Annotated in this window: 22 protein-coding genes; 15 read left to right on the forward strand and 7 right to left on the reverse strand. The window is 72.7% G+C overall.

The annotated features are described in order from the left end of the window. Positions 1–102 precede the first annotated feature (102 nt). The gene (gene yaaA / locus AB0M80_RS26290) at positions 103–849 is read left to right on the forward strand and encodes a peroxide stress protein YaaA (protein WP_364570021.1); all 747 of its coding nucleotides are present in this window, start codon (positions 103–105) and stop codon (positions 847–849) included. On the opposite strand, the gene AB0M80_RS26295 is transcribed toward yaaA, so the two are convergent. Next, the gene (locus tag AB0M80_RS26295; RefSeq protein WP_364570023.1) at positions 836–1,924 is read right to left on the reverse strand and encodes an FAD-dependent oxidoreductase; all 1,089 of its coding nucleotides are present in this window, start codon (positions 1,922–1,924) and stop codon (positions 836–838) included. The two genes, yaaA and AB0M80_RS26295, sit on opposite strands and share 14 nt — an antisense overlap. An 83-nt stretch (positions 1,925–2,007) precedes the next feature. On the opposite strand from AB0M80_RS26295, the gene AB0M80_RS26300 reads away from it, so the two are divergent. Further along, on the forward strand, positions 2,008–2,562 hold the full coding sequence (locus tag AB0M80_RS26300; RefSeq protein ID WP_364570026.1) for a suppressor of fused domain protein: 555 nt from the start codon (positions 2,008–2,010) through the stop codon (positions 2,560–2,562). Between the two features lie 15 nt (positions 2,563–2,577). Here the strand turns inward: AB0M80_RS26300 and AB0M80_RS26305 are convergent, their stop codons facing one another. Beyond that, positions 2,578–3,006 carry an organic hydroperoxide resistance protein gene (locus tag AB0M80_RS26305; RefSeq protein ID WP_364570029.1) on the reverse strand — a complete coding sequence of 143 codons (429 nt, stop codon included), beginning with the start codon at positions 3,004–3,006 and terminating at the stop codon, positions 2,578–2,580. Between the two features lie 106 nt (positions 3,007–3,112). Here AB0M80_RS26305 and AB0M80_RS26310 point away from each other — a divergent pair, with 106 nt between their 5' ends. Both AB0M80_RS26310 and AB0M80_RS26315 read left to right on the forward strand, forming a co-directional pair. After that, the gene (locus tag AB0M80_RS26310; RefSeq protein ID WP_364570032.1) at positions 3,113–3,796 is read left to right on the forward strand and encodes an alpha/beta fold hydrolase; all 684 of its coding nucleotides are present in this window, start codon (positions 3,113–3,115) and stop codon (positions 3,794–3,796) included. Positions 3,797–3,800: 4 nt separating this feature from the next. Further along, complete coding sequence (locus AB0M80_RS26315; protein ID WP_364570035.1) at positions 3,801–4,481, forward strand: winged helix-turn-helix transcriptional regulator; 681 nt, start codon at positions 3,801–3,803, stop codon at positions 4,479–4,481. Here the strand turns inward: AB0M80_RS26315 and AB0M80_RS26320 are convergent. Next, entirely contained in the window at positions 4,469–5,320 is an 852-nt protein-coding gene (locus tag AB0M80_RS26320) for a LysR substrate-binding domain-containing protein (protein WP_364570037.1), read from the reverse strand. The genes AB0M80_RS26315 and AB0M80_RS26320 overlap by 13 nt on opposite strands. Positions 5,321–5,402: 82 nt before the next feature. Here AB0M80_RS26320 and AB0M80_RS26325 point away from each other — a divergent pair, with 82 nt between their 5' ends. Then, the gene (locus tag AB0M80_RS26325; RefSeq protein ID WP_364570039.1) at positions 5,403–6,287 is read left to right on the forward strand and encodes an MBL fold metallo-hydrolase; all 885 of its coding nucleotides are present in this window, start codon (positions 5,403–5,405) and stop codon (positions 6,285–6,287) included. A gap of 9 nt (positions 6,288–6,296) precedes the next feature. Here the strand turns inward: AB0M80_RS26325 and AB0M80_RS26330 are convergent, their stop codons facing one another. Continuing rightward, positions 6,297–7,826 carry an NAD(P)/FAD-dependent oxidoreductase gene (locus AB0M80_RS26330; protein WP_364570042.1) on the reverse strand — a complete coding sequence of 510 codons (1,530 nt, stop codon included), beginning with the start codon at positions 7,824–7,826 and terminating at the stop codon, positions 6,297–6,299. A 272-nt stretch (positions 7,827–8,098) separates the two neighbouring features. On the opposite strand from AB0M80_RS26330, the gene AB0M80_RS26335 reads away from it, so the two are divergent. From AB0M80_RS26335 to AB0M80_RS26345, 3 genes are all read left to right on the forward strand, one after another. After that, on the forward strand, positions 8,099–9,061 hold the full coding sequence (locus tag AB0M80_RS26335; protein ID WP_364570045.1) for an RIO1 family regulatory kinase/ATPase: 963 nt from the start codon (positions 8,099–8,101) through the stop codon (positions 9,059–9,061). Between the two features lie 324 nt (positions 9,062–9,385). Continuing rightward, complete coding sequence (locus AB0M80_RS26340) at positions 9,386–10,945, forward strand: DEAD/DEAH box helicase (protein WP_364570048.1); 1,560 nt, start codon at positions 9,386–9,388, stop codon at positions 10,943–10,945. A gap of 100 nt (positions 10,946–11,045) precedes the next feature. Beyond that, positions 11,046–12,221: an 8-amino-7-oxononanoate synthase gene (locus tag AB0M80_RS26345; protein WP_364570051.1), complete on the forward strand. Its 1,176-nt coding sequence runs from the start codon at positions 11,046–11,048 to the stop codon at positions 12,219–12,221. Positions 12,222–12,290: 69 nt separating this feature from the next. Here AB0M80_RS26345 and AB0M80_RS26350 read toward each other — a convergent pair whose 3' ends face one another. Further along, the gene (locus AB0M80_RS26350) at positions 12,291–12,722 is read right to left on the reverse strand and encodes a GNAT family N-acetyltransferase (RefSeq protein ID WP_364570053.1); all 432 of its coding nucleotides are present in this window, start codon (positions 12,720–12,722) and stop codon (positions 12,291–12,293) included. Between the two features lie 17 nt (positions 12,723–12,739). After that, entirely contained in the window at positions 12,740–13,564 is an 825-nt protein-coding gene (locus AB0M80_RS26355; RefSeq protein WP_364570056.1) for a serine protease, read from the reverse strand. A 165-nt stretch (positions 13,565–13,729) separates the two neighbouring features. Between AB0M80_RS26355 and AB0M80_RS26360 the strand changes: the two genes are divergently transcribed. Together AB0M80_RS26360 and AB0M80_RS26365 are read left to right on the forward strand one after the other, a co-directional pair. Next, positions 13,730–14,593, forward strand: a complete 864-nt coding sequence (locus AB0M80_RS26360; protein WP_364570059.1) for a M15 family metallopeptidase — start codon at positions 13,730–13,732, stop codon at positions 14,591–14,593. Positions 14,594–14,688: 95 nt separating this feature from the next. Beyond that, positions 14,689–16,083, forward strand: coding sequence for a mycothione reductase (locus AB0M80_RS26365; RefSeq protein ID WP_364570062.1), 1,395 nt, complete (start codon positions 14,689–14,691; stop codon positions 16,081–16,083). A 4-nt stretch (positions 16,084–16,087) separates the two neighbouring features. On the opposite strand, the gene AB0M80_RS26370 is transcribed toward AB0M80_RS26365, so the two are convergent. Continuing rightward, the gene (locus tag AB0M80_RS26370; RefSeq protein WP_364570065.1) at positions 16,088–17,305 is read right to left on the reverse strand and encodes an MFS transporter; all 1,218 of its coding nucleotides are present in this window, start codon (positions 17,303–17,305) and stop codon (positions 16,088–16,090) included. Positions 17,306–17,353: 48 nt separating this feature from the next. On the opposite strand from AB0M80_RS26370, the gene AB0M80_RS26375 reads away from it, so the two are divergent. The 5 genes from AB0M80_RS26375 (at position 17,354) to AB0M80_RS26395 (ending at position 21,350) form a co-directional block, all read left to right on the forward strand. Beyond that, a complete protein-coding gene (locus tag AB0M80_RS26375; protein ID WP_364570068.1) occupies positions 17,354–18,037 on the forward strand; it encodes a FadR/GntR family transcriptional regulator in 684 nt (227 codons plus the stop codon). 115 nt (positions 18,038–18,152) lie between these two features. Beyond that, entirely contained in the window at positions 18,153–18,641 is a 489-nt protein-coding gene (locus AB0M80_RS26380) for a hypothetical protein (RefSeq protein ID WP_364570070.1), read from the forward strand. Between the two features lie 72 nt (positions 18,642–18,713). Next, positions 18,714–19,556, forward strand: a complete 843-nt coding sequence (locus tag AB0M80_RS26385; RefSeq protein WP_364570073.1) for a DUF4097 family beta strand repeat-containing protein — start codon at positions 18,714–18,716, stop codon at positions 19,554–19,556. A 25-nt stretch (positions 19,557–19,581) separates the two neighbouring features. Then, positions 19,582–20,547, forward strand: coding sequence for an ATP-binding cassette domain-containing protein (locus AB0M80_RS26390; RefSeq protein ID WP_364570075.1), 966 nt, complete (start codon positions 19,582–19,584; stop codon positions 20,545–20,547). Further along, positions 20,547–21,350 (forward strand): ABC transporter permease, encoded by an 804-nt coding sequence (locus AB0M80_RS26395; RefSeq protein WP_364570078.1) that lies wholly within the window; start codon positions 20,547–20,549, stop codon positions 21,348–21,350. The genes AB0M80_RS26390 and AB0M80_RS26395 overlap by 1 nt, the downstream gene beginning before the upstream one ends. The last annotated feature ends 3 nt before the right edge of the window (positions 21,351–21,353 follow it).

Here is a 21,353-nt window from a genome sequence, read left to right on the forward strand (position 1 = left end):
GGCGGCGCCCGTGCACCCCGATTACCGAGCGATCCGCTCGCCGGCACCCGTTCCCGTGGCTGCCGGCCGGATCGGTAACGATCGGCGCAGTACGCTCGGGGCGTGCTGGTGCTTCTCCCCCCTTCCGAGACCAAGGCCGAGGGCGGCCGCGGCGGCCCGCTCGACCTCGGCGCGCTGTCGTTCCCCGAGCTGAACCCGACGCGCGCGAAGCTCGCCGACGCGCTGGTCGAACTGGCCGCCGACGTCCCCGCCGGCATCGCGGCGCTGGGCCTCACCGAGCGGCAGGCCGGGGAGGTCACGCGCAACGCGCAGCTGTGGACGTCGCCGACGATGCCGGCGCTGCGCCGCTACACCGGCGTCCTCTACGACGCGCTGGACGTGAAGAGCTTCACCAGGGCGGGACTGGAGAAGGCGCACCGGCGGCTGGCGGTGACGTCGTCGCTGTTCGGCGTGGTCTCGGCGACCGACCCGATCCCGGCGTACCGGCTCTCGGGCGGCAACTCGCTGCCCGCGCTGGGCACCGTCCGCGGGCTGTGGAAGCCGGTCCTCGAGCCGGTGCTGCAGGCGGTCGACGGCCTGGTCGTCGACCTGCGCTCGGGCACCTACTCGGCGTTCGCGAAGCTGCGTCCGGACGCGGTGACGGTCCGGGTGGTCACGGAGAACGCCCGCGGCGAGCGCGTGACGGTGAGCCACTTCAACAAGGCGTACAAAGGCCGCCTGGCGCACGTGCTGGCGGCCACCCGGGCTGAACCCTCCACTGTGGACCAGCTGGTGAAGGTGATCACCAAGGCCGGCCTGGTGGTCGAGCGCACCGGCGAGCACGCGCTGGAACTGGTCACCGAGGGCTGAGACCCGGGAACCGGTCCGGGGCGAACGGGCCGAGGTCGAAGCCCGGGTCCTCGCCCAGCGCCACCGCCGCGACGAGCTTCCCCGCGAACGGCGCGTTCGTCAGCCCGCCCGCGCCGAAGCCGGTCGACACCGCCAACCCCGGCCGGAGCAGGCCCAGTATCGGCAGGCCGTCCGGCGTGCCGGGGCGGAAGCCGACCCGGGTCTCCGCCAGCGTCGCGTCCGCGAGGCCGGGCGCCACCGCCAACGCCTGCTCCAGCACTTCGCGCTGCCCGGCGGCGGTGACGCGGTAGTCGAAGCCCGATTCCGTCTCGCGCGTCGCGCCCGCGACGACGCGGCCGCCGCCGAACGCGAGCAGGTAGTGGCTGCTGCGCGGCATGACCACCGGCCACGCCGCCGTGTCCGTACCCGGCAGGTCGAAGTGGCTGATCTGGCCCCGGTGCGGCGTCACCGGCAGGTCGATCCCCAGCGGTGCCAGCAGTTCCCGGCTCCACGCGCCGGCCGCCACCACGACACTGTCCGCCTCGAGCGGGCCTTCCGGAGTCGCCACCGTGCCGTCGGCGCGGAACGCGACCTCGCCCTCGACGAACTTCGCGCCCCGGCGCTCGGCGGCCGCCAGGAGGGCGCGGCGCAGCAGGTGCCCGTCGACGCGGCCGGCGCCGGCCAAGTGCACCGCGCCCAGCCCGGGTGCCAGCGCCGGGAACAGCTCGCGGGCCTGCGCCGGATCGAGCCGCCGGACTTCGCCGATCTCGGGCGCGGCGGCCGCCCGCGACGTCAGCCGCTCGTGCGCTTCGGCCAGCTCCGCGTCGTCGGCCGACACGATCATCCCGCCGACGACCTCGAACGAAGAACCTTCGAGCTCCGCGGCGAACTCGCGGTAGTACCGGCCGGCGGCGGCCGCGAGCGGGTACACCGCGTCTTCCCACCGCGATGTCCACGGGCTGACGATGCCGGCGCCGGCCTCGGTCGCCGTCCCCGGCCGCGCCGCGTCCGCCACGACCACTTCCGCGCCGCGGCCCGCAAGGTGCCAGGCCGTCGCCGCACCGCCGATTCCGCTGCCGATCACGAGTACTCGCATGCTCCCCACCCTGCCCGATCTTGCCGCGCCCGGGCCAACGGGTTGAGCCGCACCGGCGCCCGGGCGGTCGTATGCTGCGCGCCATGCCGAGCCGTGCCGAGCGGTATGTCGCCCATCTCGACACCCTGACCGGGTCCACCCAGCCCCGGCTGCAGCCCATCCCGTCGACGCGGGCCGGGCTCGACGACGTCATCGCGTTCGTCTACGCCGACGAGCCCGAACCGCGCTACCTGACCGGCGCGACCTACGGCCTTTCCCTGGCCGACCACCCCGACTGGCACGGCGTGAAACCGGAGCTGTGGATCAGCGTCCGGTCCGACGACCCGGTGTGGGCGCTGGCCATCGGCTACCTCGCCGAGCAGCTGCGCGGCACCTGCCCGTTCGTCTACGGCGACACCATCGACTTCGGGCAGCCGATCGCGCCGGAGTCGGCGATGACGGCGTTCGCCGTTTCGGCGCCCGCGGGCCTCGACGCGCACCAGTACACGCTGATCGACGTCGGCGGCGCGCCGGTCAGCATCGCCGGCTGTTACCCGGTGCACGACACCGAGCGGAAGTTCATCCGCGAGCACGGCATCGACGCGTTCTGGCAGCTGGACTGGGACCTCTACGACGTCCGCCGCCCGCCGGTGGTCTAGACCCCCGGCAGCGGCTCAGAGCCGGGTGCCGTTGACCGTCAGCGCCACGTCGACATTGCCGCGGGTGGCGTTGGAGTACGGGCAGACCAGGTGGGCCGTCCTGACCAGTTCGGCCGCCTGGTCGCCGGTGACCGACGGGAGGACGACCCGCAGCTCGACGCCGAGCTCGAACCGGCCGCCGTCGACCGGGACCAGCGACACCGACGAGTCGATCTCCGCGTCGTCGGCCTTGAGCTTCCCGCGCTGACCGACGAGGGCCAGCGTCGCGCCGAAACAGGCGGCGTAGCCGATGGCGAAGAGCTGCTCGGGGTTGGCCCCTTCGCCGTCCCCGCCCAGTTCCTTCGGCTGCCGCAGATCCAGTTCCAGCCGTCCGTCGGTGGTGCGCCCGCGGCCGTTCCGTCCTCCGGCCACGTGCGCTTCGGCCGTGTAGAGCGCCTTCGTCATGCTGAACCCCTTCTCGCTGATTACCTGAATCAGAACTTGGCACTTCAAAAACAAGAAGTCAATGGGTTAAGGTTCCGGCCGAGACGCGGCACGAGGAGGAAAAGCGATGACCACGTTCGTTCTGGTCCACGGCGCCTGGCACGGCCCGTGGGCCTGGGACCGGATCGTCCCGCTGCTGCACGCCGCCGGAGCGCGCACGGTGACCCCGGAACTCGGCGCGTCCACCGGTCACGGGCTCCACGACCACGCCGAGTCCGTGGTCACCGCGCTCGACGCCGTTCGCGACGACGACGTCGTGCTGGTCGGGCACAGCTACGCGGGCCTGGTGGTGCGGGAGGCGGCCGACGCGCGGCCGGACGCCGTCGGCCACGTCGTTCTCGTGGACGGCTGGGCGGGCCCCGACGGCACCAGCCTGCTGGGCCTTGCTCCCGACACCACCGTGCAGGCCCTGCTGGGCGCGGCCGGCGACGGCCGGGCGATCCCCGCGCCACCACCGGCCGCTTACGGCGTCACCGACCCGGACGACGTGGCCTGGCTGGCACCGCGGCTGATCCCGCAGCCACTGCGTTCGTTCGCCGAGACCACCCGCTTGAGCGGGGCCGTCGACCGGATCCCCGGCACGGCCGTCTGGTGCCGGCCGCAGGTCTACCCGTTCGACCGGTTCGGTGCCGCCATCGGCTACCGGACGCTCGCGCTGGACGCTCCGCACGACGTGATGCTCACCCACCCCGAAGCGCTCGCCGGCGTCCTTCTCGGAGTTCAAGAACGAGAAGCGCGAAGTCTAGGGTGATGCAGTGGACCAGCGGACGTACAACCAGTACTGCGCGACCGCGCGCACCCTCGACCTCGTCGGCGAACGCTGGACGCTGCTGCTGATCCGCGAGCTGCTGACCGGGCCCAAGCGCTTCGGCGACCTGCAGGCGAGCCTCCGCGGCCTCGGCACGGGACTGCTGGCCGCCCGCCTCAAGAACCTGGAACGCGACGGGCTGGCGCACAAGGTGACGCTCCCGCCGCCGGCCCGGACCCCCGCCTACGCCCTCACCGAGGCCGGCGAAGAGCTCGGCCCGGCGATCCTCGCGCTGGCGCGCTGGGGCCTGAAGTGGGCGATGGGCGAACGCCGCGAGACCGAAACGTTCCACCCCGGCTGGGCGGTGCTCGGCCTGCGGGCGTCCTTCGACGCCGAGGCCGCCGGGGACCTGCGCGCGGTGTACGAGTTCCGCATCGGCGACGAGGTGTTCCACGCCCGCGTCGCCGACGGGACGATCGACGCACTGCACGGGCCGGCTCAGCACCCCGACGCGACCGTCACGATCAGCGAAACGGCGTTCGTCCGCCTCACCGGCCAGAGCCTCACGCTCTCCGACGCCGTCGCGACCGGCGAAGCGTCGACGTCCGGCGACAGCGCGGCCCTGCGCAGGCTGCCGGGCCTGTTCCGGCTGCCGTCGCCGCGCGACCGCACGGCTCAGTCCCGGTAGGCGGCCGTCGCGATCCTCGCGAACGAGCGGACCAACGGGCCGGCGTCGCCCTCCGGCCACGCCACCACCACCGGGCTCGGCGCCATGCCGGGCAACGGCACCACGACCAGTTCGCCCGGCGGCCGGTGACCGAGGGGCATCAGCCCGACGGTGCCGTTCCAGAGCACGGCCTGCAGGCACTCCTGGGCCGCGCGCACCACCGGCCCTTCGCGGGGTTCGCCGGCGTGCCAGTACGCCTGCCAGCGCGGGTCGGTGCCGTCGGGGAACCGGAACCAGCGCCGTCCGGCCAGGTCGGCCAGATCCAGGTGCTCGCGCCCGGCCAGCGGGTCGTCGGCGCGCAGCACCGCGCCCACCGGGTCGGCGCGCAGCTCGTGCACCGTCAGGCCGGTCTCGTCGAACGGCCCGCGGGTCAGCGCGACGTCGACCAGCCCGGCGCGCAGCCCGCAGGTCGGGTCGGTCAGGTCGGCGTCGCGGACGCGGACCTCGACGCCCGGGTGCTGCCGCCGGTAGGCGTCGGCGAGCCGCGTCGCGCCCGGGTCGGCACCGTCGCCGAGGATGCCGACGGTGAGGGTGGGCGTGCCCGCCGCCGTGGCGACGCGCACGCGGGCCCGGTCGGCCCGGCCGAGCAGCGCCCGCGCCTCGGCCAGCAGCGCCACCCCGGCCGGGGTGAGCGTCACGCCCGCGGCGGACCGCAGCAGCAGGACGGCACCGACGTCGGTTTCCAGCTGCTTGATCGCCCGGCTCAGCGGCGGCTGGCTCATGTGCAGCCGCGCGGCGGCCCGGCCGAAGTGGAGTTCTTCGGCGACGGCCACGAAGTACCGCAGCGTGCGCAGCTCCATGACCGGCGACGATATTCGCCCGGTATCGGCACCACCGAACCGGTCTTGGACGGCCGCTGCCCCGAGCCGGTGGAATCGGGGCATGACCGAACCGACCGACCCCGCCGTGCGCGTCTCCGGCGCCCGGGAGCTCGCCCCCGACCTGCTGGTGATCCCGAACGACCATGTCGACCTGGTGCCCAACATCGGCATCGTGGGCGGCACCGAAGCCGTCCTGGTCGTCGACACGGGCATCGGTACCGCCAACGCGGAGCAGGTGCTCGCCCTCGCGCGGGAGGTGGCGAAGGGCCGCCGCCTGTACCTGACCACGACGCACTTCCACCCCGAGCACGCGTTCGGCGCGCAGGTGTTCGCCGGCGAGGCCACGTACCTGGTCAACCGCGGCCAGGCCGAGGACCTCGCCACCAAGGGCCCCGGCTACCTGGACATGTTCCGCGGCTTGGGCGAGCCGATCGCCCGCCGCCTCGACGGCGTCCGGCTGCCCACCCCCGACGTGGTCTACGACGACGGGCACCCGCTCGACCTCGGCGGCCGGACCGTCCGGTTGCGCCCCACCGGCCGCGGCCACACGAAGGGCGATCAGGTCGTCGAGGTGCCGGACGCCGGTGTGCTGTTCACCGGCGACCTGGCCGAGACCGGGCAGTTCGCCATCTTCCCGTGGTTCCCGCCGCACGACACCGACGTCTCGGGCGTGGGCTGGCTCGCGGTGCTGGACCGGCTGGTCGCCGGCGGAGCGCGGGTGGTCGTCCCGGGGCACGGAGAGGTCGGTGGCCCGTCGGTGCTCACCGACGTCCGCGACTACCTGCGCGAGCTGCGGGACGAGACCTGGCGTCGCCGCGACTCCGCGATGGCCCGGGACGAGCTCACCGCCGAAGTCCGCGCGGTCCTCGTGGACCGCCACCCGGAGTGGACCGGCCGGGAGTGGATCGAACCCGGCGTCGCGTGCCTGTGCACCGAGCACGCGTGAGGCCGGAGGTCACCGGACGCCGAGGACCGCCATCGCCGCGTTGTGGCCGGGAATGCCGCTGACACCACCTCCCCTCGCCGCTCCCGCCCCGCACAGCAGGATGCGTTCGTGTGCCGTCTCGACGCCCCAACGACCGGCCTGGGCCGGGTCCTCCGCGAACGGCCAGGACAGGTCCCGGTGGAAGATGTGCCCGGCCGGCAGGCCCAGCTCGGCTTCCAGGTCGAGCGGGGTCTTCGCCTCCACGGCCGGCCGGCCGTCCGGCGCGGTCAGCAGGCAGTCCTCGATCGGCTCGGCGAGCACGCTGTTCAGCGAAGCCAGCGTCGCGCGCAACGCCTCTTCGCGTGCCTCTTCGTTGCGCCCTGCGAAGAGCCGCGCCGGCATGTGCAAGCCGAACAAGGTGAGGGTCTGCACGCCGGCCGCGCGTTCGGCCGGGCCGAGGATCGACGGGTCGGTCAGCGAATGGCAGTAGATTTCGCACGGCGGCAGCGCGGGGATCCTTCCCGCCGCCGCCTCGCGGTAGGCCGTTTCGAGCTGGGTGAAGGTCTCGTTGACGTGGAACGTGCCGCCGAACGCCTCAGCCGCCCGGACGTCCGGGTCGCGCAGCCTGGGCAGCCGCGACAGGACCAGGTTCACCTTCAGCTGCGCGCCTTCCGGACGGTCCGCCGGGTCCTCGCCCAGCAGCCGCGCGAGCGTCGCCGGTGCGACGTTGGCCAGGACGTGGCCGCCCCGGACGACGTGCTCGGCGTCGTCCCGCCGGTAGCGCACCTCGCCGTCCGGATCGACCGCCAGCACCTCCGCTCCGGTCACCAGGCGTGCGCCCGCCGCGGCCGCCACCGCCGCGAGCGAGCCGGTGACCGCGCCCATGCCGCCGACCGGCACGTCCCAGTCGCCGGTGCCGTTGCCGATCACGTGGTACAGCAGGCAGCGGTTCTGCCGCAGGTCCGCCTCCCCTGCGGAAGCGAACGTGCCGATCAGCGCGTCGGTGAGCACGACTCCGCGCACGGTGTCGTCGCCGAACCACGCGGTGAGCGTCTCGCCCACCGGCCGCTCGAACAGCACCGACCACGCCTCGCCGCCGACCAGGTCCCGGAAGTCCACTTCGGACAGCAGCGGCTCGGTGAGCGTGCCGAAGACGCGCTCGGCGACCTGCCCGGTCAACGCGGAGAAGCGCCGCCACGCGGCGAAGTCCACAGTGGATCCGGTGACCGCGCGGAACGACGCGGCGGTCCGGGTTTCGTCGCCCGTGTCGACCAGGAGACCGGTGCCGCCCGCCGGGGTGTAGGACGACATCCGGCGCCGCCGCAGCTCCACGTCGAGACCGAGCTCGGCGACGATCTTCCTGGGCAGCAGGCTGACCAGGTACGAGTAGCGGGAAAGCCGGACGTCGACGCCGTCGAACGCGCGGAAGGACACCGCCGCGCCCCCGGTCTCGCCACGCCGTTCGAGCACGAGCACCGAACGGCCCGCCCGCGCCAGGTACGCGGCCGCCACCAGCCCGTTGTGCCCGCCGCCGGCGATCACCACGTCGTAGGAATCCATCCGCCCCCCTCGATCGGCCTGCCCGTTCATCGTGACCGCGGCGGCGAGTGGAATTCAAGGAAAGCGCACGAACGGACCGTTCGCGCTATTCGCTTGCGCGCCCCGGGACTCCTCGGGCAAGCTGGGCTCCTCCGGCAGGGAGCCGGTGCGTACGAGAGCGGGGAGGTGCCTCACGTGATGAGTGTCCGGGCCCTTTCGCGCCCTCACCCACCCGCCCCCCGAGGCTGACTACGCGCCCGGTGGGGCATCCCTGATCGAGGAGAACCCCACCAGTGCGTCAGCACGACTTCGAAGATTCCGACCTGTTCGACGAACAACCCTCCCGCAGCCAGGCGCGTTCGCGCCGCCGCGGCCGGTTGGACGAACCCGAACCCACGCGCCGCGGCCGGCTGACCGAAGGCGAACGCGTCCGCCTCGCGAAACTGCGCGACGACGCCTACACCGAGAACCAGCTGCCCGAGGGCGCCGACCGCTGGTCCACCTGGGACGACGCCGAACACGGCCCGCACCCCCGGCCGGACTGGGTCGTCACCGAGCTCGCCGCGGCCGACACCGACCTCGGCGTCCTCAAGACCGGCAAGGAAGCCGATGTCCACCTCCTGCGGCGCGGGTTGCCCGGCACGCCGGGCGTGCTACTCGCCGCGAAGCGCTACCGCAGCGACGAACACAAGCTGTTCCACCGCGACGCGGGCTACCTGGAAGGGCGGCGGATGCGCCGGTCCCGCGAAAACCGGGCGATGGCGCACCGCAGCGCGTTCGGCCGCAACCTCATCGCCGAACAGTGGGCCGTCGCGGAGTTCGCCGCACTGAGTCGCCTGTGGACGCTCGGCGCGCCGGTGCCCTACCCGGTGCAGCGCGAGGGGACGGAACTGCTGCTCGAGTTCCTCGGCGAGGACGACGGCACCGCCGCGCCCCGCCTCGCCCAGGTCCGTCCGGGCCCGGACGAGCTGACGGACCTGTGGTTCCAGGCCACCGCGGCGCTCGAACTGCTCGCCTCGCAAGGGCTCGCGCACGGCGACCTGTCCGCGTACAACCTGCTGGTGCACCGGGGCAGGCTGGTGGTGATCGACCTGCCCCAGGTCGTCGACGTCGTCGCCAACCCCGGTGGCGGCGAATTCCTGGCGCGGGACGTGCGCAACCTCGCCGGCTGGTTCCACAGCCGCGGCCTCGGCGAGCACGTCACGAAGACCGATGAGCTCCTGACGGACCTCGTTTCCGCCGCCGGGCTCGGGTGATCGCGCGGCGGCGGCGCGGCTGTGGCCCGGGCCACGACTGCGACGCCGCCCACAACCGGTGCCCTCGATGAGAAGTCCGACCTCCGGTTCGGGTACAGTAAGCACAGACCGCAACCGGCGGCGTGGATGAGTTGGTGTCCGTCGCCTCCAGAGCCACCGAATGGCTCGCGGTGATCCGTATAACCCAAGCGGCGCGCAGTGTCGGCAAGCGATGACACGGTGTGCCGGGTCCGTCCCTGTGAACGCCCATCGCACACCATCTTGCCCTGCTGCGCGCGGGCTGCCCGGGCCTCCCTTGCGACGAACCACGTCCGAGAGGCATTTGTGACCGTCACGTTCAACTCCGGCCCTTCCTCGACGTCCGCTCACGCGGGCCGTCCCGACCGCAAGCCGCGCACCCGCCCGGCCGGCGGCGACATGCTGCGCGACGACGCGGTCGAGCTCGTGGCCACCAAGACCTTCGCCGAACTGGGCCTGCCGGAGCCGCTGCTCCGCGCGCTCGCCGAGGGCGGCATCAACAGCCCGTTCCCCATCCAGTCCGCGACCATCCCGGACGCGCTGGCCGGCCGCGACGTGCTGGGCCGCGCCCAGACCGGGTCCGGCAAGACCCTCGCCTTCGGCCTGGCCATGCTGGCCCGGCTCGACGGCGGCAAGGCCCGCCCGAAGCGCCCCCGCGCACTGATCCTCGTTCCGACCCGCGAGCTCGCCATGCAGGTCGCCGACTCGCTGACCCCGCTGGCCAGGTCGCTCAACCTGTGGTGCCGCACCGCCGTCGGCGGCATGGCCTTCGCCCGTCAGGCCGACGCGCTCTCGCGTGGCGTCGACCTGCTGATCGCCACCCCCGGCCGGCTGTCGGACCACGTCCGCCAGGGCACCGCGTCGCTGGGCGACTGCAACTTCATCGCCCTCGACGAGGCCGACCAGATGGCGGACATGGGCTTCATGCCGCAGGTCCGCGAGATCATGGACCTCACCCCGCCCGGTGGGCAGCGGCTGCTGTTCTCCGCGACGCTCGACGGTGACGTGAACCGGCTGGTCAAGCAGTACCTGACCGACCCGGTCACCCACTCGGTGGCGCCGTCGACCGCGAGCGTGACGACCATGGACCACCACGTGCTCCAGGTCTCGCACCAGGACAAGCAGGACGTCATCACGCAGATCGGCGCCCGCGAGGGCCGCACGATCATGTTCGTGCGCACCAAGCACCACGTCGACCGCCTCGCCGAGCGGCTGCGCGAGCAGGGCGTGAACGCGGCGGCGCTGCACGGCGGGAAGACGCAGGGGCAGCGCAACCGCGTCCTCGCCGACTTCAAGGAAGGCCACACCCCGGTGCTGGTCGCCACGGACGTCGCCGCGCGCGGTATCCACGTCGACGACATCTCGCTGGTGCTGCACGTCGATCCGGCGGCCGACCACAAGGACTACCTGCACCGCGCGGGCCGCACGGCGCGCGCCGGGGCGTCCGGTGTCGTCGTCACGGTGGTCACCAACGACCAGCGCCGGATGGTCCGCCGGCTGACCGACCGCGCCGGCGTGCGCGCGGAGTCGACCACGGTCCGCCCGGGCGACGCCGAGCTGTCCCGCATCACCGGCGCCCGCGAGCCCAGCGGCGAGCCGGTCATCGAGCGCCGGCGCGAGAGCCCGCGTCGCGGCGGCGGCAACTTCCGCGGCGGCGACCGCGGCGGCTACAGCCGTGGCGGCGAGCGCAGCTACGGCGACCGTGACCGCGGCGGCGACCGTGGTGGCGACCGCGGCGGCTCCGGCCAGGGCGCGCGCGAAGGCCGTCCCGGCGGCTTCGGCGGCCGCGCCCGTCAGCCTCGCTCGGGCAACGGCGGTGGCTACGGCCGCCCGAGCCGTGGCCCGCGTCGCGGCTACGACAGCTGATCGCTCTTTTTCGGAAGCCCCGGACCTGCAGGTCCGGGGCTTCCGGCGTTTCCAGGCCCGCTGCACGGCGACCCGAGGCGCGGGTGGGAGACTGCGGGACGTGACTACGCCGCCGACTCCCCCGCCCGACGAGGTTTTCGACTGGCTCGACGCCGAGGCGGAGAAGCGGGCGAACGCGGGGCTCGTGCGGCAGCTGCGGCCGCGTCCCGCGCGGGCCGACGAGCTGGATCTGGCCGGCAACGACTACCTCGGGCTGGCCCGCGACAAGCGCGTCGCCGGGGCGTCCGCGGCTGCCGCGCTGCGCTGGGGCGCCGGGTCGACCGGGTCACGGCTGGTCACCGGATCGACCGAGCTGCACACCGAGCTGGAGCTGGAGCTCGCCCGGTTCTGCGGCGCGCAGGCGGCGCTCGTGTTCTCCTCCGGCTTCACCGCCAACCTCGGCGCGGTGACGGCGCTGTCCGGGTCCGAGTCCGCGATCGTCACCGACAAGTACATCCACGCCTCGCTGATCGAAGGCTGCCGGCTGTCGCGGGCCGACGTCGCCGCGGTCGCGCACGCAACGCCGTCGGCGATCGAGCACGCGCTGGCGACCCGGCGCAAACCGCGGGCGCTGGTGGTGACGGATTCGGTGTTTTCGGTCGACGGCGACCTCGCCCCGCTCGGCGAACTCGCCGGCATCTGCCGTTCGCACGGCGCGGCGCTGCTCGTGGACGACGCGCACGGCTTCGGCGTCCTGGGTGAGGGTGGTCGCGGCGCGGTCAACGCGGCCGGGCTGTCGGGCGCGCCCGACGTCGTCACGACGTTGACGCTGTCGAAGTCCCTCGGCGCTCAGGGTGGCGCGGTGGTGGGGCCGCGGCGCGTGATCAAGCACCTGATCGACACGGCTCGCAGCTTCATCTTCGACACCGCGTTGGCGCCCGCGAGCGCCGCGGGCGCGCTGGCGGCGTTGCACGCGCTGAAGGAGGAGCCGGGGCTGGCGGGGAAGGTGCTCGAGAACGCGGGCAACCTGGCGATGTCGTTGAAGGCGGCCGGGTTGAAGGCGAGCCTGCCGGACGCCGCCGTGATTTCGGTGCAGGCGCCGTCCGCGGAGACGGCGGTGGCGTGGGCCGCGGCGTGTGCCGAGCAGGGCATCCGCGTCGGGTGCTTCCGGCCGCCGTCGGTTCCGGATGGCATCTCGCGGCTGCGGTTGACGGCGCGGGCCGACCTCACGGAGTCCGATGTGGACCGTGCGGTGAAGGTGATCGCCGCGACGGCACCGCCGGGCGCGATCGCCTGAGCCGGACCGGACCGGTCGACACGCGTGATTCGAGAGCCGACTCGCGTGATTACAGGGTTGACCCTTCAATCACGGGAGGCGGCGCATTTTGATGTGGGGGATTCCGTCGTCGTCGGTGTACTCGGGGCCTTCCGCGACGAAGCCGTAGCGGGCGTAGAAGCCCTGGACGTAGGTTTGGGCGTCGAGCACGTACTCGCCCGGGACCGTCAGGGCCGCGTCCATCAAGCGGGCCGCCAAGCCGGCGCCGCGGGCGTGGGCGGCCGTCACCACGCGGCCGATGCGGCGGATGCCGCCGGGGTCGAGCAGCACCCGCAGGTACGCCAGGACCTCGCCGGCGTCCTCCCACCACAGGTGGCGGGTGTCCGGGAGCAGGTCACGGCCGTCGAGCTCCGGGTACGCGGCTTTCTGTTCCACGACGAACACGTCGACGCGCAGGCGGAGGATGTCGTGCAGCTGGGCGGCGGTCAGCTCCGGACCGGTCGCGTCGTGCAGGGTCGGCATACCCCTGCTTAGCACGCTCAGCCGAGGAGGCGGGGCTTGGCCTGGACCTCGATGTCGTCGCTGTAGGTCGACACGCGCGTGTAGACGCCCGGCTTCTTCGCCTTCGCGCAGCCGTCGCCGAAGGAAACGATGCCGATCAGCGTGTCCCCCACCACGAGCGGGCCGCCGGAGTCGCCCTGACAGGCGTCGACGCCGCCCTCCTCGTAACCCGCGCACACCATGGTCCGCTGGTCGTAGACGGTGTAGTCGGCGTGGCATTCGCTGTCCGAGACCACCGGGACCTGGGCGCTGCGCAGGTAGTCGGAACGGTCGCCGCCTTCGGCGATGCGGCCCCACCCGAGCACGGTCGCTTGGGTGCCCGTGGTGTACAGCCCCGTGTCACCGGTGTCGGGCAGCTTCGCGGGCCGGTAGCCGAGCTGGCCGCGGACGGTCAGCACCGCGATGTCGTTGCCCCGCGTCGGGTCGGTGTAGCTCTGGCTGATCCAGACTTTGGAGACGCCGAGGACCTGCCCCGCGTCGGTGCGCTTGTCTTCGCGGCCGGCCACCACGCGGACGTCCTGCTTCGCCAACGCCTTGGCGCAGTGCGCCGCCGTCGCGACCGCTGTCGAGCTGACGATCACCGCGCCGCAGAACTGGTTGCCGCCCGCGTCGGTCAGGTACACCACGTACGGGTGGTCGGACAGGGAAGCTTGGTTGCCGCCGACGATCCGTGCCTGGTTCCCGGCCCCGGCGGCGCCCGGCTCGGCCGCCGCCGTACCCGCCACGACCGGGACGGCGACCGCGGCGACCGCGAGGAGCGCGCCGCTCGCGAACAGCAGGGGTCGGCGGAACTTCACGGACATGGGTCTTCCCCTCTTCGGCACAGCACAAGGCAAAGCACTCGGCAGCCGGACAACTCCGGTGCGTGAACGATGTGCGCTCAATACCCTAATCCGCGGAGGCCCAAAACGGTGTCACTGAAACGGGTGGACTCCGCGTGCACCGACCGCCTCTGCCAAGCTGACCGGATGCGGCGGCGAGCGACGGCGGCGTGGCGGTGGCCGGTCCTGGCCCTCGCACTGACCGCGTGCTCGCCGGAAGCGCCGCTCGCGCCGCAGCCTGCGCCTTCGGCTCCTCCGTCGGCGCCGAGCACCGCGCGCACCACAGCCGCGCCGACGACGGCGAGCGCGCCCGCGGCCCCCTGGCAGGTGGGTGCCCGTCCCCTCCCCCGCCGTCCCGACGGCTTCGGCGAGGTCGAGCCGACGCCACCCGAACTGGTGAATCGGGCACTTCCGACAAAAGACCTTCTGCCTCCACCGGCGGGGAATGCCTACGCCTCGACGATCAGCGCGGTGCCCGCCGACGTCCTCGCGCGCAGCACCTGGCAGCCCGCCTGCCCTGTGCAGGCCGGCGACCTCCGCTACCTGACGATGTCCTTCTGGGGCTTCGACGGCCGCGCGCACACCGGCGAAATGCTGGTGAACGCCACCGGCGCGGCGGGGATCGCCAAAGTCTTCGGGCAGCTCTTCGCGGCGCGCTTCCCGCTGGAGGAGATGCGCGTGACCGCCGCGGACGAGCTCACCGCGCCGCCGACCGGGGACGGCAACTCGACCAGCGCGTTCGTCTGCCGCCCGGCGCGCGGGCAGACGACCTGGTCGGCGCACGCCTACGGGCTCGCCGTGGACGTCAACCCGTTCTGCAACCCCTACACCCAGGGCGACCTGGTGCTGCCCGAGCTGGCCTCGGCGTACGTCGACCGCTCGCGCGGGCGGCCCGGCATGGTCGTCGCCGGCGACGCGACCGTGCGCGCGTTCGCGGCGATCGGGTGGAGCTGGGGCGGGAAGTGGCGCAGCCCGACCGACCGGATGCACTTCACCGCCACCGGCCACTGACCCCGCACTACGATGTCGGGCACAACGGGGAACATCGGCTTCACGCCCTCGGTTGGCTAGGGTGGACCGACCGGACCGACCCCGCGGAGGATGCAGTGCCCCACTACGACCTGGTGATCGTCGGGACGGGATCGGGGAACTCCATCCCCGGCCCGGACTTCGCCGGCAAGAAGACGGCGATCGTGGAGAAGGGCACCTTCGGCGGCACCTGCCTCAACGTGGGCTGCATCCCGACGAAGATGTTCGTGTACGCCGCCGACGTCGCGTACACCCCTTCGCACAGCGCCAAGTACGGCGTCGACGAAGAGCTGAAGGGCGTGCGCTGGCGCGACATCCGTGACCGCGTCTTCGGCCGCATCGACCCGATCGCCGCGGGCGGCGCGGAGTACCGCCGCAGCCACGAGGACAACGCGAACGTCGACGTCTACGAGGGCACCGGCCGCTTCACCGGCCACAAGGAGCTGCGCGTCAGCTTCGGTGACGGACGTCCCGACGAGGTGCTGACCGCCGACAAGTTCGTGCTCGCCGCGGGCGGGCGTCCGGTCATCCCCGAGATCCCGGGCCTGGACGACGTCGGCTACCACACGTCGGACACCGTGATGCGGCTCGACGAGCTGCCCGAGCGGATCGTCATCCTCGGCGGCGGGTACATCGCGGCCGAGTTCGCGCACGTCTTCGCCTCGTTCGGTGTGCAGGTCACGCTGGTCAACCGTTCCGGGCGGCTGCTGCGCTCGGAAGACGAGGACATCAGCGCGCGCTTCACCGAACTGGCCGCCGAGCGGTTCGACGTCCGCCTGGACCGCAAGACCGTGCGGGCGCGCAAGACCGAGGGCGGCGTCGCGCTGGACCTCGAAGGGCCGCAGGGTGCGGAAACCGTCGAGGGCGACGTGCTGCTGATCGCCACCGGCCGTCGTCCGAACTCGGACCTGCTGGACGTCGCCGCCACCGGTGTGACCACAATGGACAGTGGGCACGTCGTGGTCGACGACCACCAGGAGACCGCGGCCGAAGGCATCTACGCCCTCGGCGACCTGTCGTCGCCGCACGAGCTGAAGCACGTCGCGAACCACGAAGCCCGCGTGGTGCAGCACAACCTGCTGCACCCGGACGAGCGGATCACCGCCGACCACCGGTTCGTGCCGCACGCGGTCTTCACGCACCCGCAGGTGGCGTCGGTCGGGCTCACCGAACAGAAGGCCCGCGAGCTGGGTGTGTCCTATGTGGTCTCGAAGCAGGACTACGCCGGAATCGCGTACGGCTGGGCGATGGAGGACACCACGGGCTTCGCGAAGCTCCTGGCCGACCCGGCGACCGGGCAGCTGCTCGGCGCGCACATCATCGGCCCGCAGGCGTCGTCGGTGATCCAGCCGCTCATCCAGGCGATGAGCTTCGGCCTCGACGCGCGGAGCATGGCGCGCGGCCAGTACTGGATCCACCCGGCGATGCCGGAGCTGATCGAGAACGCGCTGCTCAGCCTGCCCCTGGACTGAGCTTTCAGACGAAGCGGTGACGGCCGGCGAGCGCGCCGAACACCATCTGGACGCCGAGCAGGCCGAGCAGCATCGCCAGTGGCACCGTCCAGCCGCCCGCGAGGTCGTGCAGCAAGCCGAACAGGAACGGCCCGAGCGCGGCGAACAGGTAGCCGAAGCCCTGGGCCATCCCGGACAGCCGGGCGGTGTCCGCGCCGGTCCGCGCGCGCAGCGCGATCACGGTCAGGCCCAGCGAGAACACGCTCATCCCGAGCCCGACGAGGATGCTCCAGAGCAGGGGCGACCACGACGGGGCGAGCATCAGCCCGATGGTCCCGGCGACGCCGAACACGCTCAGCCCGACGATCCACGGGCTCTGCCGGCGCTGCCGGGCCGCCATCGGCGCCACGACGAGGCTGATCGGCACGGCGATCAGCGAAACCAGGCCGAACAGCAGCCCGGCGTCGCCGCGCGGGACGCCCGCGTCCATCAGCACCTGCGGGAACCAGCCCATCGCCGCGTAGGCGTAGAACGCCTGCAGGCCGAAGAAACCCGTGACGATCCAGGCCAGCCGGTTGCGCAGCAGCGAACGGCCGCCCTCGGCGCCGTCGGCGGGCCGTGGGGCCCGGCCGGTGCCGCGGGCGGCGAACATCCAGGCCAGCAGCGCGACGACGGCCAGCACCGCCCAGCTGCCCAGCGCCGGGCGCCAGCCGCCGAACGCGTCGCCGAGCCGCGGGGTCACCGCCGACCCGAGGGCGCCGCCGCCCTGCAGGGCCGCGGTGTACACGCCGGTCAGCAGGCCGATGCGGGCCGGGAAGGAGTCCTTGATGACGACCGGGATGAGCACGTTGATCAGGGCGATCCCGGCGGTGGCGACGAGCGTGCCGCCGAGCACCACGACGGGTCCGTCGAGCACGCGCAGCACGAGCCCGGCGGCGAGCGCGGCCAGCGCGATCGCGATGGCGGCGCCGACCCCGGCTCGGCGCGCGAGCAGCGGCGCGGCCAGCCCTGCGCCGGCGAAGCAGAGCGTCGGCAACGTCGTGAGCACGCCGGCCCAGACGACGGAGGTGCCCAGGTCCTGGCGCATTTCGGCGAGCATGGGCCCGACGCCGGTGATCGCCGGACGCAGGTTGAGGGCGGTCAGCACCACCGCGACCGCGAGCAACGCCCCGGCGGCGACCACCCCCGGCGTCCGGATCCCGACGACGCCGTCCAGTTCGGGTTCACGGTGTTCGACGCGCATGCCCGCTACTATCGCATACGTAGGATGATTGGATGAAGGGATAATCCTGTGCCTCTGGCCACCACGCGCCGGGCCGGCCTCGTCGACCAGGTCATCGAGCAGCTGCGGACCGCGGTCACGCAGGGCGAATGGCCGATCGGCGAACGCATCCCCACCGAGACCGAGCTCGTCGAGCAGCTCGGCGTCGGGCGCAACACCGTCCGCGAAGCCGTCCGCGCGCTCGCGCACACCGGGCTCCTGGAGGTCCGCCAGGGCGACGGCACCTACGTGCGCGCCACCAGCGAGGTGTCCAGCGCGATCCGCCGGCTCTGCGGCTCGGAGCTGCGCGAGGTCCTGCAGGTCCGGCGCACGCTGGAGGTCGAAGGCGCGCGGCTCGCGGCCGTCGAGCGGACCGAGGAAGAGGTCGCCGAGCTGCGGGCCCTGCTGGCCCGCCGCGAGGTCGACCTGCGCGAGGGACGCTGGGAGGACTTCGCCCGCACGGACGCGGAATTCCACTGCGCCGTCGTCCGCGCCGGCCACAACCGGCTGCTGACCGAGCTCTACCGCGGGCTGACCGAGGTCATCACGGCCAGCGTCGCGGCGACCTCCAGCATCACGCCGGGCGCGAACCACGTCCCGGAGATCGGCCACGAAGGTCTCGCCGACGCCATCGCCGAGGGCGACCCCGACCGCGCGGCCGCGGAGGCGTGCGGCTTCCTCGACGAACTCCTGGAGCGCGTCGAGCGCGCGTGACCGCGTGGGCTCCCCATGCCTGACCTGCCAGTTCTGGGTGGATGGCGCCATCAACGACCCCTAGGGGTGCCAATTCAGGGTTGTCGTGGTGCCATCATGGCGCCATAGTTGTGCCATGGACCTGACGCCCTTCGTGGACGAACTCCGCCGGGAGCTCGCGGTCGCCGCCGAAGCGGCGGGCGAGGAAGCCGTTGCCCTCGCCGAGCGGCTCACCGCGCCGCTCGAGTCGGCGATCCGGCTCACCCTGCTCGACGCTCTTTCGGCCGCGGCCGACGAGATCACCCGTGACCTCGCCCCCGGCTCGGTGGAAGTCCGCCTTCGCCGGCGCGAAGCCGAGTTCGCCGTGGCGCTGCCCACGACGCCCGAACCGGCGCCCGCCGAGGTGCCGCCGCCGCCCGAGGCCGACGACGGCGCCGTCGCGCGCATCAACCTGCGGCTGCCCGAGCAGCTGAAGCAGCGCGTCGAAGAAGCCGCCGGCCGGGACCGGATCTCCATCAACGCCTGGCTCGTCCGGGCCGCGAGCAGCGCGTTGAGCGCCGATCGCAGCCGGCCCGCCCAACGCCGTTCGGCCTTCGGCGAGAAGTACACCGGCTGGGTTCAGTAACTCCCCTTTCTCCTTTCTCATACGTCTCCGGCCTGCGGAGACGCCATCCGAGCACCCCAGGAGGGCGCAGCCATGCCTGTTTTCCCCACCCCCGAGCCGATCAGCGCGACGATCGACGTCAGCATCGCGGACGTCCGGATCGTCGCCGGCGACGGCGCGGAAACGACCGTCGAAGTCACCGCGGCGGACCCGAACGAGAACGAGGACGTCAAGGCCGTCGCGAAGACCCGCGTCGAGTTCGCCGGCGGTGAACTGCTGGTCAAGGGCCCGAAGTACGCCACCAAGCTCTGGGGCCGGGGCGGCGCCCTGCACGTCACGGTCGAGCTGCCCGCCGGTTCGCAGATCACCGGCACCGCCGCGATGGGCGACTTCCGCGTCACCGGCCGGGTCGGTCCCAGCCGCTTCAAGACCTCCGTCGGCGACATCCACCTGGACGAGGCCGCCCGCATCGAGGCCAGCACGGCGACCGGCGACGTCACCATCGAGCGCGCCACCGGGCACGCCGAGGTCGGCACCGGCTCCGGCGAACTGCGGATCGGCGAGATCGACGGCACCGCCGTGCTGAAGAACTCCAACGGCGAGACCCGGGTCGGCGAAGTGACCGGCGACCTGCGCGTCAGCGTCGCCAACGGCGACATCCTCGTGGACCTCGCCCACGCGGGCGTGCACGCCAAGACCGCCTCCGGCGACATCCGGCTCGGCGAGGTCGTGCGCGACCGGGTGGTCCTCGACACCGCCGTCGGCGAGATCGAGGTGGGCATCCGCGAAGGCAGTGCCGCCTGGCTCGAGCTGAACTCGCTGACCGGCTCCGTGCGCAACACCCTCAGCGCCGCCGACGGACCCGGCGGCAGCACCGAGACCGTCGAGGTCAAAGCCCACACCTACACCGGCGACATCGTCATCCGCCGCGCCTGAACTCCACACAGACAAGGGGAAATCCATGCCGGACGCCATTGTGGCCGAGGGACTGGTCAAGAAGTACGGGAAGGTCACCGCGCTCGACGGGATGACCTTGGCGGTGCCGGAAGGCACCGTGCTCGGCGTGCTGGGGCCGAACGGTGCGGGGAAGACCACCACCGTCCAGATCCTCACGACGCTGCAAAAGCCGGACGCGGGCCGGGCGACGGTCGCCGGGTTCGACGTCGTGAAGGACGCGCACGAGCTGCGTTCGCACATCGGCGCGTCGGGGCAGTACGCCGCCGTCGACCTCGAGCTGACCGGGGCCGAAAACCTCGAGATGGTCGGCAGGCTCTACCACCTGGGCACCAAGCGGGCCAAGGCGCGCGGCCGGGAGCTGCTGGCCCGGTTCAGCCTCGACGACGCCGCCGACCGCCCGGTCAAGGGCTACTCCGGCGGCATGCGGCGCCGGCTCGACCTGGCCGGCGCGCTGGTGGCCAACCCGCCGGTGCTCTTCCTCGACGAGCCCACCACCGGGCTCGACCCGCGGGCCCGCACCGAGCTGTGGGACGTCATCACCGAGCTGGTCGCCGGCGGCACCACGCTGCTGCTCACCACGCAGTACCTCGAAGAGGCCGACCGGCTGGCCGACAGCATCGCCGTCATCGACCACGGGCGCGTGATCGCCCGCGGCACCGCCGACGAGCTCAAGGACCTGGTCGGCGGCGAGCGGATCGAGCTGACCGTCGGCACGTACGCCGACGTCGTCACCGCGCAGCGGGCGCTGGCCCGGCTGGCCAGCGGAGAGCCGCAGGCCGAGGCGTTCCGGCTGACCGTGCCCGTGACCCACGGCGCGAAAGCGCTTACCGAAGCGCTCGCCCTGCTCGCCGCGGAAGGCGTCGAAGTCCGCGACGTCGGAGTGCGGCGCCCGACCCTCGACGACGTTTTCCTCACCCTCACCGGTCACGACGTGACCGACACAGCCGAACCCGCGAAGGAGGCCGTGTGATGAACGCGGTGCAAATGGCCGTGACCGACGGCGTGACCGTCGCCAAGCGCAACTCGATCAAGATCATCCGGTCGATGGACCTGCTCGGGTCCATCGTGTTCATGCCGGTGATGTTCGTGCTGCTCTTCGGCTACGTGTTCGGCAGCGTGATCGACATCCCCGGCATGTCGTACCGCGAGTTCATGCTCCCGGGGATCTTCAGCCTCGCAGTGGCGATGGGCAGCATCGTCACCGGCTACGGGCTGACCGACGACCTGCAGAAGGGCATCATCGACCGGTTCCGCTCGCTGCCGATGTCCCCGGCCGCCGTGCTGATCGGGCGGACCACCGCCGACCTCATCCTGAACGTGACGAGCCTGCTCATCATGGGCTTGGTCGGCCTGCTGGTCGGCTGGCGCATCCACACCGGCGTCTTCGAGGCCCTCGGTGGGGTGCTCCTGCTGCTCGCCTTCGCCTACGCGCTGTCTTGGGTGATGGGGACGCTCGGGCTGGCCGTGCGCAAGCCCGAGGTGTTCAACAACGTCTCGAGCGTGGCGATCTTCCCGCTCACGTTCCTGGCCAACACGTTCGTCGACAGCAGCCGCCTGCCCACGCCGCTGCGGGTGATCGCGGACTGGAACCCGGTCTCGGCGATCACGCAGGCGGCGCGGGAGCTGTTCGGCAACACCAGCGCGGCCATGCCGGCGAACGGCGCCTGGCCGATGCAGCACGCCGTGCTCGCCTCGGTGCTGTGGATCGCGCTGCTGCTGGCGGTCTTCGTGCCGCTTTCGGTGCGCTGCTACAAGAAAGCGACCAGCCACTGACGA

Origin of the sequence: Amycolatopsis sp. NPDC051045 (assembly GCF_040682955.1) — a bacterium.
GTDB lineage: Bacteria > Actinomycetota > Actinomycetes > Mycobacteriales > Pseudonocardiaceae > Amycolatopsis.

Coding starts and splice junctions, on each gene's coding strand:
- AB0M80_RS26370 (WP_364570065.1), bottom strand. CDS start 17,305: ATGCGCGTCGAACACCGTGAACCCGAACTGGACGGCGTCGTCGGGATC.
- AB0M80_RS26395 (WP_364570078.1), top strand. CDS start 20,547: ATGAACGCGGTGCAAATGGCCGTGACCGACGGCGTGACCGTCGCCAAG.
- AB0M80_RS26330 (WP_364570042.1), bottom strand. CDS start 7,826: ATGGATTCCTACGACGTGGTGATCGCCGGCGGCGGGCACAACGGGCTG.
- AB0M80_RS26360 (WP_364570059.1), top strand. CDS start 13,730: ATGCGGCGGCGAGCGACGGCGGCGTGGCGGTGGCCGGTCCTGGCCCTC.
- AB0M80_RS26385 (WP_364570073.1), top strand. CDS start 18,714: ATGCCTGTTTTCCCCACCCCCGAGCCGATCAGCGCGACGATCGACGTC.
- AB0M80_RS26320 (WP_364570037.1), bottom strand. CDS start 5,320: ATGGAGCTGCGCACGCTGCGGTACTTCGTGGCCGTCGCCGAAGAACTC.
- AB0M80_RS26305 (WP_364570029.1), bottom strand. CDS start 3,006: ATGACGAAGGCGCTCTACACGGCCGAAGCGCACGTGGCCGGAGGACGG.
- AB0M80_RS26350 (WP_364570053.1), bottom strand. CDS start 12,722: ATGCCGACCCTGCACGACGCGACCGGTCCGGAGCTGACCGCCGCCCAG.
- AB0M80_RS26325 (WP_364570039.1), top strand. CDS start 5,403: ATGACCGAACCGACCGACCCCGCCGTGCGCGTCTCCGGCGCCCGGGAG.
- AB0M80_RS26295 (WP_364570023.1), bottom strand. CDS start 1,924: ATGCGAGTACTCGTGATCGGCAGCGGAATCGGCGGTGCGGCGACGGCC.
- AB0M80_RS26300 (WP_364570026.1), top strand. CDS start 2,008: ATGCCGAGCCGTGCCGAGCGGTATGTCGCCCATCTCGACACCCTGACC.
- AB0M80_RS26310 (WP_364570032.1), top strand. CDS start 3,113: ATGACCACGTTCGTTCTGGTCCACGGCGCCTGGCACGGCCCGTGGGCC.
- AB0M80_RS26380 (WP_364570070.1), top strand. CDS start 18,153: ATGGACCTGACGCCCTTCGTGGACGAACTCCGCCGGGAGCTCGCGGTC.
- AB0M80_RS26390 (WP_364570075.1), top strand. CDS start 19,582: ATGCCGGACGCCATTGTGGCCGAGGGACTGGTCAAGAAGTACGGGAAG.
- AB0M80_RS26355 (WP_364570056.1), bottom strand. CDS start 13,564: ATGTCCGTGAAGTTCCGCCGACCCCTGCTGTTCGCGAGCGGCGCGCTC.